A 13419-nucleotide genomic window follows, 5' to 3' on the forward strand; every position below is an offset into this window, starting at 1 on the left:
AATGGAATTTATTATGGCCATCCTTGCCGGAATATTGTTCACAACCGGTGTCTACAACCTCCTCCAAAAGCAACTGCTTCGTATTGTAATAGGTACAGCGTTAATCTCTCATGGGGCTCACTTATTCATCTTAACAATGGGTGAGCTTAAAAGAGGCGCACCACCTATTTTAACGGATGGAATCGATCAATATGCGGATCCGCTTCCTCAAGCATTGATCTTAACATCGATTGTTATAAGCTTTGGAGTAACAAGTCTCCTACTTGTGTTAGCTTATCGAGCCGCAAAAATAAATGGTACTGACAATATGGAGCAATTAAGGGGTAACGACTATGAGTAATTTATTAGCTTTAACTATTATATGGCCGCTCATTGCGGGGATTTTGGCGGCCTTTTTAAATAATAAAAAAAGACTTGTACGACCTATTTCTCAACTTTTTATGGTGATCAACTTAGTGTTAGTTAGTGTTGTTCTCTACCTAGTATATAACAATGGTACAATAGTTTTGGAAACAGGAAGTTATGAAGCACCCTTTGGAATCGTTCTTGTAGGTGATTTACTAGCAATAACACTTGTAATGACAACAAACATTGTAGCTACAACATGCATTTTCTATGCTCCTAAGTCATTGAGTGAACAGCAGGAATCATTTTATTTTTACAGTTTTTTCTTCATGTTAATCTCAGGGGTTAGTGGGGCATTTCTCACAGGAGACATTTTTAACCTTTTTGTGTTTTTCGAAGTATTGTTAATGGCATCGTATGGATTAATTGTTTTAGGTAACGGTAAAGCTCAACTGCGAGAATCATTAAAATATGTACTTATTAATTTATTCTCCTCTATGCTATTTGTAACGACTATTGCATTTCTTTACTCCGTTGTAGGTTCTGTAAACATGGCACAAGTTTCACAACGTGTACAAGAAGTTGAGCAACAAGGTGTTTTAACAACCATTGCTATTCTGTTTTTCTTTGTATTTGCAACAAAAGCTGCTGTTTTCCCTTTATACTACTGGCTTCCACGACCGTACATTGTCCCAAATCCAGTAGTATCTGCACTTTTTGGAGCTTTGCTAACAAAAGTAGGTATATACTCTATTTTACGTATATTTACTCTTATCTTTGTAGGAGAAGTAGACATAACACATACCATATTCATATATTTAGCCGCCTTTACTATGATTTTTGGTGTGATTGGGGCTTTATCAACACACAACATAAAATTAATCGTAGCCTATAACATTATTCCAGCTGTTGGATTTATGATTATGGGGATTGGTATTTTCACAGAAACATCTCTTAGCGGAACAATTTATTATTTAATTAATGATATGGTGATTAAAGGTGCTCTGTTCCTCCTAGTTGGTGTGATTGCTTATGTAGCAGGAACTTCAGATTTGAGGAAAATGAATGGACTAATTCACCACTATCCTGCATTAGGTTGGATATTATTCGTTTCCACTTTAGTTCTAGCCGGAATCCCACCTTTTAGTGGATTTATTGGTAAACTTCTACTTATTCAGGGAGGATTGGCTAATGAAGAAATCATGGTTGTGATTGCTTCACTCATTTCTAGTCTGCTAATCTTATTCTCAATGATTAGAATTTTCATTCGTGGCTTCTGGGGAGAGAAAACAGACGCCCCTCCACATCCTGAAAGAAAAATTAATGCACGTCGTATGACATGGCCCATTGTCGTTCTTTTATCGATTACTATTGTTCTTGGAGTAGGAGCCGAATTCTTTTATCCATCTATTGAACAAATGGGAGAATATCTAATGGATCCGCAAAATTATATTGATTCTGTGATAAAGGAGTAGACAGTTAATGCCCTATCAAATCGTTCTTAATATTATCATAGCTGTCATGTGGATGTTTCTAAGCGAGACGTATAACTTTACAACCTTTGTTGTTGGCTACCTTATAGGTATCCTCATGTTATTCATGCTTCAGCGCTTCATCCCTGACACCTTTTACATGAAGAGAGTCTTCAGTGTCATTAAACTGATTCTTCTCTTTGTACGTGAATTATTACTGTCAAATATTGAAATTGTAAAGCTTGCTTACAAACCTAAATTTAATATTCAACCTGGGATTTTTATCCTTCCGATTGAATTAAAAAGTAACTGGGAGATTACACTCCTTGCTAACCTAATTTCATTAACACCTGGAACGTTATCCCTAGATGTTAGTGAAGACTATTCTAAGATTTATATTCACGCTATGGATATTCCTGACGTAGAAGAATCGATCAATGACATAAAAGATATCTTTGAGAAAACCATCATGGAGGTGACACGCTAATGGAACAAGCATTAAATGTAACGGAGATGCTTATTGAAGCTTCAGCAACTATCGCCATAGTTGGTGTATCAATTTCTGTTATGATCCTGCTTTATCGAGCCATTGTAGGGCCAACAAACCCAGACCGGGCCGTTGCCCTAGATATAATTGGTGTGAACGTTATGGCTTTAGCGGGTGTCATCGCCGTGCTACTCGTTTCAACACAATTTAATGATGTTATACTCTTAATTGGTATTTTGTTATTTATAGGTACCATTGCCATGGCGAAATTCTTAGAAAAGGGTGTTATTATTGAGCGGGACATGGATTAATCTCATTTTTGATTTGCTCATATGTATATCTTTACTACTTGGCACTTTTTTTCTTATTTCTGGTTCACTAGGTGTTCTTAGATTTCCTGATGTTTATACCCGACTGCACGCTGCCACAAAAAGCTCTACTTTGGGTGTCTCTGGTATATTAATTGGTGCTTTTCTCTTTTTGTATGTTGAGCATGATATTATTAGCGGCAAGCTCTTACTAGGTATTCTGTTCATTTTATTAACAGCACCTGTATCAGGACACATGATTGGAAGAGCTGCTTATCGAAGTGGTGTTCCTTTGTGGGACCAGAGCATACAAGATGAATATAAAGAAGTGTTTGATCAATCAAAAAATACGAACAAGTAAGCAACCAGAAACTCTGGTTGCTTTATTTGTGGAGTACAGGCACGGTCAAGCTTCGACATACATACACTTATGGTAGGCAGATGCCTAATCCATGAGGAGGTGTGTTCGTTTGAGCAGTTTAATCGCTTCCATCCTTTATTTATTTAAAGAAGCTTTATTTTTCGTTTCTTATGTAAAAAATCAAGCCTTTCCCAACCCATTGTCAAAGGAGGAAGAAGCTAAGCAACTCCAATTAATGAAAGAAGGAAGCAAAGAAGCAAGAGATAAACTGATTGAACATAACTTAAGACTAGTTGCTCATATCGTAAAAAAATTCGAGAATACAAAAGAAGACTTTGAGGATTTAATATCCATTGGTACGATTGGTCTTATTAAAGGAATTGAAAGTTATTCTACAGGCAAAGGAACAAAACTTGCCACCTATGCCGCTCGTTGTATAGAAAACGAAATCCTTATGCACTTAAGATCCACGAAAAAACTGAATAAAGATATTTCTTTACAAGACCCCATTGGCCATGACAAAGAAGGAAATGAATTGAATCTACTCGATATTTTGCAAGCAGATGTTGCTGACATTGTGGAAGAAATTCAGCTTCATATGGAGATTGAACAAATTAAGCAATATATTTCTGTATTAGATGACAGAGAAAAAGAAGTCATCGTTTACCGTTATGGTCTAAATGATGAAGATGAGAAAACTCAGCGCGAAATAGCTAAGGAGCTTGGCATATCAAGAAGCTACGTTTCTCGTATAGAAAAACGTGCGCTTATGAAGATTTTTCATGAATTTTATAAACAAAGCAAATATGGAAATTCTTCTTAGAGTATGTACGACCCGATAGATACGTGAAGTAAGCAAACTACGGTTCTTAGTGAGTGGAAGATTGCTTATGTTACGGTGTCTATTGGGCCTTTTAAGCTGGACTTATATCAGTATGCTTAACCAAAACTAATCTATAATTTTCTAGAAACAAAAAACCACTGTCTAAGAGACTACTGAAGAGAAAGTTTCAGTCAATCTTGATAACAGTGGTTTTATATTTTATTCTTCTCTTAATTTTTTCTGCCATTGATTAAGCTTTCTCACAAAGTAAAAAGCCGTTGATAATAATAATATAATTAGCACGAATAAATAATAGTATGCGGTCGAATGGTACTCATAAATACTGATTAAAATGCCAACATATAAATATGCACTTAATATAATTAGAGTCATTGTAAACCGTCTATAATCAGCTAATTTTCCTTCTAATTTCTTATTAGAGTCCATTTTGCCACCTCCTATCCTATGCCTGAATGATTGTAACATAGGTTAGAGGTAATAGCAGATGGTAATTCCTAGTAATCTATTGACTGAAGCATTGTTATAATCATAGTGGCTGCATTATTAGCAGCTTTAGGAAGAAACTGGTCAAAAGAAATAGAAGATTCTTTTCCTGCAATATCTGAGAGAGCTCGTATAACTACAAAGGGTGTCTCATACTTATAACAAACCTGCGCTACTGCAGCAGCTTCCATCTCTGCTGCAATCATTTCTGGAAACTTACCTCTAACAAAATTCACGCGTGACTCTTCTTGCATAAATGAATCTCCCGTAGCAATGATTCCCTTTTTTCCCTTTACATCCGTTTGTTTGACGGCCTGCATGGCTTTGTCTACAAGTTGTGTACTTGCCTTATACATCGCTGGGAGTCCAGGAACCTGACCATAATCATACTCAAAAGCTGTAACATCAACGTCATGATGTGTAACAAAAGATGAGATCACAACATCTCCGACTTCTAAATCAGTTGCAAAACCGCCAGCAGATCCTGTATTAATAACTTGGCTTATGGAAAACCGTTCATGCAGGATGGTTGTTGCTATTGCTGCATTCACTTTTCCGATTCCAGATTTTAACAAAACAACGGAATGTCCGGATAATTCTCCCTCTATAAAAGTGCTTTCAGCTACATGGTGGACTTCCCTAATTTTCATATTGTTTTTGAGTAATTCGATTTCTTCATCCATTGCTCCAATTATTCCTATGGCCATCCGTGATACTCCTTTCTTAAGTTACCTATTAATTGTAGGGGTTACTATTTAATTCTTTCACTTGGATGGGACGATATCCTTCACCATCTACCCATTCTATTAAGACACGGTAAACCTGATCCTGGGATTGATTCGTAATAGTAGCATTCACTTGGCCACTTCCGGCATTTTCTACCCGCCAATCGATCATGTTCTCTGTACTTACTCCTGTTGCTTTGCTTGCTGCTTTTAATATTTCCTGCCAATCTTGAGAACCTTGTTGGAATGTTGTTCTATGCTCTCCCGAAATATTCTGTTCTGTTCCTACTGGTTTCCAGTCTTGTGTAATTACACGATCCACATTCTCTTCAGAACCTTCTTCTACCTTTCGACTTTCATCTCCCTCGCTTGACTCATCTTCTGAACTTTCATTTTCGTCGGAAAGCTTGTCATCGGCTTCTTCTTCATTGGGATTAACTTCTAGATCTCCAGTTGATTGATCTCCCTCTGAACTTCCACCATCATTTCCACTATTTTCTTCGTTAGTGGTTGACTCTGAAGCTGACTCATTTGGTCGATCAGAATCTATATTTCCTGTAAAAATAAATAGACATATATAAATAACAAACAGCAATGCTCCTGCAGTAGCTAGTACGGTCATTAGTTTTTTGGATTTTCTTCTTTTCTCAAACCGACCGCTTCGTGAGTTTGATTTTTGATTTTCCCCCACTATAATACCCCCTCTGTGCGCCTCATTATACAATAGTTCATTCGAATCTTAAATCACAGATAAGTCCGTAAGATTAAAATAAATGAGAGAAAAAGACAGGGTTGCCCCTGTCTTTCATCTTTTTATAAAGTTACGCTAACTATTTTTACATTAATTTCTCCACCAGGAGTAGCGACTGTTACCTTGTCTCCTATTTCATGACCTATTAAACTTTGAGCCATTGGAGAGTCATTGGAAATCTTTCCTTCAAATGGATCAGCTTCAGCACTACCAACTATGGTATACGTTTCTTCATCGCCTTCAGGGAGCTCCTGAAACGTAACCGATTTACCCATAGATACACGGTCAGGGTTATCATTATCACTTTCGATAATAACAGCATTTCGAATCATATTTTCAACTGATTGAATTCTTGATTCTACAAATGCTTGGTCATCCTTAGCTGCATCATACTCTGAGTTCTCGGATAAATCACCAAAGTCTCTGGCTACTTTAATACGTTCTACAACTTCTTTTCGTCGTTCATTTTTTAGGTATTCTAGTTCTTCTTCAAGCTTTATTTTACCTTCTTCTGTCATGTAAAAACTTTTCCCTTGGGCCATCCAAATACACTCCTTATATCCGACAATAGTAAAACGATATACCCTGTTTTCATAGTATAACACTATCTTTTAATTCTACTTTATAAACATAATGTTTACAGGGTTAGACTTTCCAGTACTACTATCAAAAACTATGCCAGATTTTTTTCAACTTTTCAACTATTTTATTCGCTCATCTTCTGTCCTTTTTGATGAAGGACCGTTTGAATCTTCGTCGCCATTAAATCAATAGCTACATGATTTTGGCCACCTTCTGGGATAATGATGTCTGAGTAACGCTTCGTTGGTTCAACAAATTGCAAATGCATCGGACGAACGACGTTAATATATTGATCAATCACAGAGTCTAATGTTCTTCCTCGCTCGTTAATATCTCTCATCATACGACGAATAATTCGCACATCGGCATCAGTATCGACAAACACTTTAATGTCCATTAAGTCACGTAACTTTTCATCCTCTAATACAAGAATCCCTTCAACTATAATAACTTCTTTAGGTTCCACATGTATAGTTTCATCTGAACGTGTATGAATTTTATAATCGTAAACAGGCTTTTCAATTGATTTTTCAGCGATTAGTTCTTCTAAGTGTTCTATCAACAAATCGTTATCAAACGCTAATGGATGATCATAATTTGTTTTTAATCTCTCTTCTAGGGGCAAATGACTTTGATCTTTATAATAATAGTCTTGTTCTATCATTAAAATTGTCTTATCAGTAAATCTTTGGATAATGGATCTCGTTACACTTGTTTTTCCTGATCCCGTACCTCCAGCTACTCCAATTACAACAGGTTTGTCACTCATGCCTTGGTTCTCCTCTCTATCGTCACCCTTAGTTATTCATTATTTCTTCACTGTAATTGCTACCCCATCACCAATAGGTACAATTGTGGTATGATACTTCTCATGGTTATTTAACGATTGGTTAAATCTTCTTATTTTTGATGCGATTTTTTCAAAACGCTCGGATCCCTGAGAAGAATTTGCGACATAACCTTTAAATAAGACATTATCCGAAACAATCATCCCTTGATCTGTTATTAAAGGCGAATATACATTAAAAAAATCTTCGTACTTCCCTTTCGCTGCATCGATAAATAAGAGATCAAAAGGACCCCTTTTAGCCACTTCTTCTTTCAATTCAAGTGCATCCCCATGAATTACTTGAATGCTATCTTCCATATTAAAAGACTTTATATTTTTTCTTGCTTCTTCTAAACGATTAACGTCTCTTTCAATGGTTATAATCTCACCAGTCGGCATTGCTTCAAGCATTCTTAAAGCAGAATACCCGATAGCCGTTCCAATTTCAAGAATTTTCTTAGGCTGGTGAATACGTATTAACTGCAAAAGAAAATCCATACCTAAAGGCTCCATTATCGGAATATTATGTTCCTGTGCATACTTTTCTAATTGCCTCACTTGATCTGAGGCGGGAGATAGTAAAGTATGTAAGTATTTTTCTTGGTTCATGAATGCTGTCCCCTTTCCTTATAGAACAACGCATTTACAACCCTATTATTTTAACATATTAAAAAGAAGGAATGCGAGGTTTATCACGCATTCCTTACAAAATTTATTCTTCCTCTTCCTCTGATAATTTATCCTTCTGCTCATCTGAGGAAATATGTTTTGCTTTCAGCTGGTTGTGCTCCTCTAAAGTTTCAGAGTAAAAAATATCCCCTTCACTGTTCGCTAAGAAATAAAGATTTTCCGAATCAATAGGATTTAAGGTTGCGAGAAGTGAATTGGTGTTAAAGCTAGAAATAGGCCCTACAGGTAAGCCCTTAATATGGTACGTATTATATGGAGATTCGACTTCTAAGTCTTCATATAATACGCGGTCTTTGTGCTCACCTAACGCATAAAGTACCGTTGGATCAGTTTGCAGCATCATATCATCTTCCAAACGATTGTAAAAGACTCCAGCTATTTTTTTACGGCTTTCTTCATTTGGTGCTTCATTCTCAACGAGAGAGGCCATTGTAATGAGTTCATGAACCGTTCGTTCCTTTTGATCAATCTCTTTACTATAACCAAGTACAACTTCCTCTGTACGAGATACCATTTTGTCTATAATTTCTTCTATTGAAGGATTCTCAACAAAATAATCGTAAGTTGTTGCAAATAAATAGCCTTCTAATGGGTAGCGAATACCCTCTTCTAATATCTTTTCACTCAGTAAATTCGGGTGATCTTTAATTAATTCTTGTACATATTCTTCATTGTTCACTTTCTCTAAAAATTCTTCCTCTGTAAAATCAAATTCTTCTGAGTAAATTCCGGCGATTTCTTCAACATTCTGACCTTCAGGAATAGTTACTCTAACAGCCGGTTCTTTTATTAATTTACCCGATTTTAGGGATGTGATAATTTCATTTAAAGTCATTGACGAGGTGAACTGATAATCCCCCGCTTGAAAGCCAGTTTCATTTTTAAATTTTGTATATAACCTAAAAATCAAATCATTTTTTATGATACTATTTTCTTCTAAAATGCTAGCTATCTGAGATGTAGATGATCCAATTGGAATTTCTACATTTACTTCTGAGTCATCATCAGGATTAACAGGTTTTAGTGAAGATTTTATATATAAATAACCTGAAATCAAACTAACCATTAGCACAGCCGCTACAGTAGCTAAAATGATCACAACTATTTTTCGAACCTTACTTGCCTCTTCTTTACGATTCATTAAACGTTCTTTATAACTTTTCTTGAAATTCGAGTCAGACACCTATGTTCCTCCTTCCACCCGGTTCATTATACTACAAAATATGCACTCTTTTCTACGAATTTAGACAGATTCTATAATAGAAAAACATAATATCCTTTATTTTGAGAAATGAGTAGCTGTTCAGTATTATTTAATATAAAGCCTTTGTTACCCGTTAATGCTGAAAAGGTGCCCGAGTCGATGACGAAATTTCTTCAACCACCGAGCAGGATTGTGGATAAAGAGTTGTAAAAATAATGGTTCCGTTAATAAAGACAGAGGAATGGGTCCATTGTTAAACAGATACATAAATGCTTGTGACATCTCTGTCTTCCATCGTTCAAATATTTTTCTAACGCGTTTAAATTTCCTTTGCCTTTTTGTGTCGCAACTCTAGGGTATCAAAAGAGAGAATAGAGTGCATTTTATATTCTGCTGACCTGGAGCTGCTGATAGATTAAGCATGACCACCACATTCATTATAGAGCCGAATTGTATCTAAAAAACTCACTAAATCAACCAAAAAAAGCAGTCCAATTAGTATATACTAATTGGACTGCTAGAAACTTTGTTATTTAATCTTTTATACTTTTAAAAGAAACCCGTTATTATAAAGACCTTAAACCTTTCACTATTTATTAAGTTAAGTCTTCATCAGTTAAAGTATTTAACATTTCTTCAACCATTTCCCACTCTTCATCAGACTCAATTTGATATAGAGCAAGGTCATCCTCTTCATTTCCTTTTTCTTCATATCTAAAAGCAAATACTTCCACTTCATCGCCTTCTTTTTGTTCAGCTGGAACAACCGCGATATAAGATTGTTCATTTTGCTCTACATCAAAAGTAAATAGTACCTCAAATAAGTGTTCCTCTCCGTTTTCATCCGGGATGATAATTCGTTCTTCTTTTTCTAAAGCCATCATTTTGCCTCCTATTGTTTTGAATCCAAATAACTTTGTAAAATAATTACAGCTGCCATTTTATCAATTACTTTTTTACGCTTCTGCCGACTAACATCAGCTTCGAGCAAAACTCTTTCAGCAGCCATCGTCGTTAAACGTTCATCCCATAGTTGAACAACTATTTTGAACTCTTTTTCCAACCATTTTCCAAACCTCTGACTAGCCTCACCTCTATGTCCAATCGTTCCGTTCATATTTTTAGGTAAGCCAACGATGGCCTCGCTAATATCATTTTCATTAATCACTTTTCTCAATGGCTCTCTAGCTGTTGTGTAATTATCTTCATCCCACTTTAACGTAGTAAGCCCTTGTGCTGTCCAGCCGAAAGCATCTGATACCGCAATGCCTATCGTTTTTTCACCTACATCTAGACCTAGTTTTTTCATCAATCGTCCTCTTTATTCTTCTCTAAATAAAATTTAACCATTTCTTCAATCAACTCATCCCGTTCCATTTTTCTTATTAAGTTTCGAGCATCTTTGTGACGAGGAATATAAGCCGGATCCCCAGAAAGCAAGTATCCAACAATTTGGTTTATCGGATTGTAGCCTTTTTCTTGTAAAGAATTATGAACGGATATTAGTAATGATTTTACATCCTCATCAAATGGCTCTTCTGAAAAATTAAAGCGCATTGTTTTATCCATTGAACTCATCTTTTTCACCTCGCACATGTTAGTCTTTCTTTCATTATATACTTATTTTTAGCTTTGTAAAAATTAGACGGTTTGTTTCGCGTATTCTTTAACATAATCAAGTGCTTCAGATATTTTAGAGGAGTCTTTTCCGCCGGCTTGAGCCATGTCAGGTCGACCTCCTCCTCCTCCTCCACAAATGGTAGCTGCTTCCTTGATCAAATGTCCGGCATGATAGCCTTGATCGATTAAATCTTTAGATACTCCGGCAATAAGTTGAACTTTATTCCCATTAGTTGTGGCTAGAAGAAGAATAGCAGAATCAAGTTTTTGTTTTAAATCGTCCATCATTGTTCTAAGGGCATCCATATCTTTAACATCGACATGTTTTGCTAAAACTTTAATTCCATTTACTTCTTCTACTTCATCCAAAATAGAGGAAGCTTCTAAATTTGATAGCTTTGTTGATAATGAATCATTCTCGCGTTGAAGGCTTTTTATTTCATGATGAAGAGCTTGCACCCGCTCCGGCACTTGTTCTGGTCTTGTTTTCAATAATTGACCTGCTTCTTTTAATATGGCCTCTTTCTCATTCATAAATTCATAAGCGCCTTTAGCGGTGACAGCTTCAATTCTTCGGGTTCCGGCACCAATACCTGTTTCACTTACAAGCTTAAACAATCCGATTTCAGCAGTATTGTTAACGTGACAACCTCCACATAACTCAAGGCTATAATCCCCTACTTCAACCACACGAACTTCAGTACCATACTTTTCCCCGAACAAAGCCATTGCGCCTTTTTCTTTCGCTTCTTCTAACGAATTGTATTCAATTTTCACTGCGATAGATTCCCATATTTTTTCATTTACCTGTTTCTCAATTTGTTCTATTTCTTTTTCATTTACAGATCCAAAATGAGAAAAGTCAAATCGTAATCGGTCTGATGTAACCTGTGAGCCTGCTTGATTAACATGATCACCCAACACATCTTTCAGAGCCTGATGTAACAAGTGTGTCGCCGTATGGTTCTTCACGATGTACGAACGATTACTACGATAGACTTCGGTATCAAATGTATCTCCCTTTTTAAAGAAGCCTTGCTTAACGATGGCTTCGTGCATATGTTGACCATTTGGTGCTTTTTGAACATTAGATACTTCAATAACCGCTTGATCATTTTCAACTATACCTTTGTCAGCCATTTGACCGCCGCTTTCTGCATAAAAAGGTGTATAGTCTAAGAAGAAATATATGACATCTCCTTCTTCCGCTTCTTCAGCAAATTCATTGCCTTTTATTAATTCAATGACTTTTCCTTTTCCAGTCAAACGATCGTATCCAATAAATTCACTAGCCACCTGAACGTCGCCTAACACTCCGTTTTGAATTTGCATACTGTCGGTTTTTTGACGAGCGTTTCTAGCCCGCTCCCTCTGTTTTTGCATTTCATTTTTAAATCCTTCTTCATCAATTGTGAAACCAGCATCAGCAACATATTCTTCCGTTAATTCCTTTGGAAAGCCAAACGTATCATATAAACGGAATACTTCCGTACCAGGGAATACGTTGCTACCTTTTGCTGTTTCCTCTGTCATTATAGTAGACAACATAGCCAATCCATCATTTAAAGTTTCATGAAAACGTTCTTCCTCAGTTTTTATCACCTTTTGAATGAATTCTTGTTTCTTACTAATATCCGGATAGAAATCATTCATGATTTCTGCTACTTCAGGCACAAGCTTGTACATAAAGGGTTCATCAATTCCGAGCTGTTTAGCAAATCGAACGGCCCGACGAAGTAATCTTCTTAACACATAACCTCTTCCCTCATTAGAGGGCAGCGCGCCATCACTGACAGCAAAACTAACAGTTCGCATATGATCGGCAATCACCTTAAATGCAGAGTCTTGGTCCTTATTATCTTGATAGTTACGACCTGATAGAGTCTCTGTTGCCTTTATGATAGGCAAAAGCAAATCGGTTTCATAATTTGTCGGAGTATCTTGGATGACACAGACCATTCGTTCTAATCCCATGCCCGTATCAATATTTTTCTTTGGAAGTGGTGTATACGTATCATCAGGATTGTGGTTAAATTGTGAAAAAACAAGGTTCCATATTTCAAGGTAACGTTCGTTTTCTCCACCCGGATAAAGTTCAGGGTCAGACGAATCATTTCCATATGCTTCTCCACGATCGTAGAATATTTCCGTATTAGGTCCACTCGGTCCCTCACCAATATCCCAGAAGTTTTCTTCTAAGCGAATAATTCTTTCTTCCTCTACACCAATTTTATCTCTCCATAGTGCATAGGCTTCATCATCTTCGGGATGAACAGTTACCGACAATCTCTTAGGATCAAATCCGATCCAATCTGGACTTGTTAGGAATTCCCATCCCATGGCAATTGCTTCTTCCTTAAAATAGTCGCCAATTGAAAAATTCCCTAACATTTCGAAGAATGTGTGGTGACGTGCGGTAAATCCAACGTTTTCAATATCGTTCGTACGTATAGATTTTTGGACATTCACAATTTTAGGGTTTTCTGGGATGACACGACCATCAAAATATTTCTTTAATGTAGCTACACCACTATTAATCCAGAGCAGTGTTGGATCCTCATGGGGAACTAGTGAAGCGCTCGGTTCGACACTATGTCCTTTGTCTTTAAAAAAATCTAAAAACATTTGTCTAATGTCTGCTGATGTTAACTTTTTCATAATAGAACCTCCTCAAATTCTCTTTCGCTATATGAACAGAAAAATCCCGTCCCTGCACAT

General features: G+C 36.5%; 17 protein-coding genes. 6 read left to right on the forward strand and 11 right to left on the reverse strand.

The annotated features are described in order from the left end of the window. Position 1: 1 nt before the first annotated feature. The 6 genes from ACFQIC_RS02355 to sigK all read left to right on the forward strand — a co-directional run bounded on the left by ACFQIC_RS02355 (position 2) and on the right by sigK (position 3796). Positions 2–340 carry a Na(+)/H(+) antiporter subunit C gene (locus ACFQIC_RS02355; protein ID WP_204706899.1) on the forward strand — a complete coding sequence of 113 codons (339 nt, stop codon included), beginning with the start codon at positions 2–4 and terminating at the stop codon, positions 338–340. After that, positions 333–1820 (forward strand): Na+/H+ antiporter subunit D, encoded by a 1488-nt coding sequence (locus ACFQIC_RS02360; RefSeq protein ID WP_204706901.1) that lies wholly within the window; start codon positions 333–335, stop codon positions 1818–1820. Before ACFQIC_RS02355 ends, ACFQIC_RS02360 begins: the two co-directional genes overlap by 8 nt. Positions 1821–1827: 7 nt before the next feature. Beyond that, positions 1828–2304, forward strand: a complete 477-nt coding sequence (locus tag ACFQIC_RS02365) for a Na+/H+ antiporter subunit E (protein WP_204706903.1) — start codon at positions 1828–1830, stop codon at positions 2302–2304. After that, on the forward strand, positions 2304–2615 hold the full coding sequence (locus tag ACFQIC_RS02370) for a monovalent cation/H+ antiporter complex subunit F (protein ID WP_204706905.1): 312 nt from the start codon (positions 2304–2306) through the stop codon (positions 2613–2615). Before ACFQIC_RS02365 ends, ACFQIC_RS02370 begins: the two co-directional genes overlap by 1 nt. Further along, positions 2596–2973, forward strand: coding sequence for a monovalent cation/H(+) antiporter subunit G (gene mnhG, locus ACFQIC_RS02375; RefSeq protein ID WP_204706907.1), 378 nt, complete (start codon positions 2596–2598; stop codon positions 2971–2973). Before ACFQIC_RS02370 ends, mnhG begins: the two co-directional genes overlap by 20 nt. A 91-nt stretch (positions 2974–3064) precedes the next feature. Further along, positions 3065–3796: an RNA polymerase sporulation sigma factor SigK gene (gene sigK / locus ACFQIC_RS02380; RefSeq protein ID WP_390216917.1), complete on the forward strand. Its 732-nt coding sequence runs from the start codon at positions 3065–3067 to the stop codon at positions 3794–3796. A gap of 219 nt (positions 3797–4015) precedes the next feature. Here sigK and ACFQIC_RS02385 read toward each other — a convergent pair whose 3' ends face one another. The 11 genes from ACFQIC_RS02385 to alaS all read right to left on the reverse strand — a co-directional run bounded on the left by ACFQIC_RS02385 (position 4016) and on the right by alaS (position 13359). Beyond that, a complete protein-coding gene (locus tag ACFQIC_RS02385; RefSeq protein WP_204706911.1) occupies positions 4016–4243 on the reverse strand; it encodes a YrhC family protein in 228 nt (75 codons plus the stop codon). A gap of 68 nt (positions 4244–4311) precedes the next feature. Further along, complete coding sequence (gene mtnN, locus ACFQIC_RS02390) at positions 4312–5007, reverse strand: 5'-methylthioadenosine/S-adenosylhomocysteine nucleosidase (protein ID WP_204706913.1); 696 nt, start codon at positions 5005–5007, stop codon at positions 4312–4314. A gap of 28 nt (positions 5008–5035) precedes the next feature. Further along, positions 5036–5716 (reverse strand): YrrS family protein, encoded by a 681-nt coding sequence (locus ACFQIC_RS02395; RefSeq protein ID WP_204706915.1) that lies wholly within the window; start codon positions 5714–5716, stop codon positions 5036–5038. A gap of 122 nt (positions 5717–5838) precedes the next feature. Next, on the reverse strand, positions 5839–6318 hold the full coding sequence (gene greA, locus ACFQIC_RS02400; protein WP_204706917.1) for a transcription elongation factor GreA: 480 nt from the start codon (positions 6316–6318) through the stop codon (positions 5839–5841). A 164-nt stretch (positions 6319–6482) separates the two neighbouring features. Further along, positions 6483–7127 (reverse strand): uridine kinase, encoded by a 645-nt coding sequence (gene udk, locus ACFQIC_RS02405; RefSeq protein ID WP_204706919.1) that lies wholly within the window; start codon positions 7125–7127, stop codon positions 6483–6485. A 39-nt stretch (positions 7128–7166) separates the two neighbouring features. Next, positions 7167–7796 (reverse strand): O-methyltransferase, encoded by a 630-nt coding sequence (locus ACFQIC_RS02410; protein WP_204706921.1) that lies wholly within the window; start codon positions 7794–7796, stop codon positions 7167–7169. A 103-nt stretch (positions 7797–7899) separates the two neighbouring features. Continuing rightward, positions 7900–9060 carry an endolytic transglycosylase MltG gene (mltG, locus tag ACFQIC_RS02415; protein WP_390216918.1) on the reverse strand — a complete coding sequence of 387 codons (1161 nt, stop codon included), beginning with the start codon at positions 9058–9060 and terminating at the stop codon, positions 7900–7902. 617 nt (positions 9061–9677) lie between these two features. Beyond that, the gene (locus ACFQIC_RS02420) at positions 9678–9962 is read right to left on the reverse strand and encodes a DUF1292 domain-containing protein (protein ID WP_204706923.1); all 285 of its coding nucleotides are present in this window, start codon (positions 9960–9962) and stop codon (positions 9678–9680) included. Positions 9963–9973: 11 nt separating this feature from the next. Then, a complete protein-coding gene (ruvX, locus tag ACFQIC_RS02425) occupies positions 9974–10390 on the reverse strand; it encodes a Holliday junction resolvase RuvX (protein WP_204706925.1) in 417 nt (138 codons plus the stop codon). Next, positions 10390–10659: an IreB family regulatory phosphoprotein gene (locus tag ACFQIC_RS02430; RefSeq protein ID WP_204706927.1), complete on the reverse strand. Its 270-nt coding sequence runs from the start codon at positions 10657–10659 to the stop codon at positions 10390–10392. Before ACFQIC_RS02430 ends, ruvX begins: the two co-directional genes overlap by 1 nt. 63 nt (positions 10660–10722) lie before the next feature. Next, the gene (gene alaS / locus ACFQIC_RS02435; RefSeq protein WP_204706929.1) at positions 10723–13359 is read right to left on the reverse strand and encodes an alanine--tRNA ligase; all 2637 of its coding nucleotides are present in this window, start codon (positions 13357–13359) and stop codon (positions 10723–10725) included. Positions 13360–13419: the final 60 nt, after the last annotated feature.

Origin of the sequence: Halobacillus seohaensis (assembly GCF_042663045.1) — a bacterium.
Classification (GTDB): Bacteria; Bacillota; Bacilli; order Bacillales; family Halobacillaceae; genus Halobacillus_A; species Halobacillus_A seohaensis.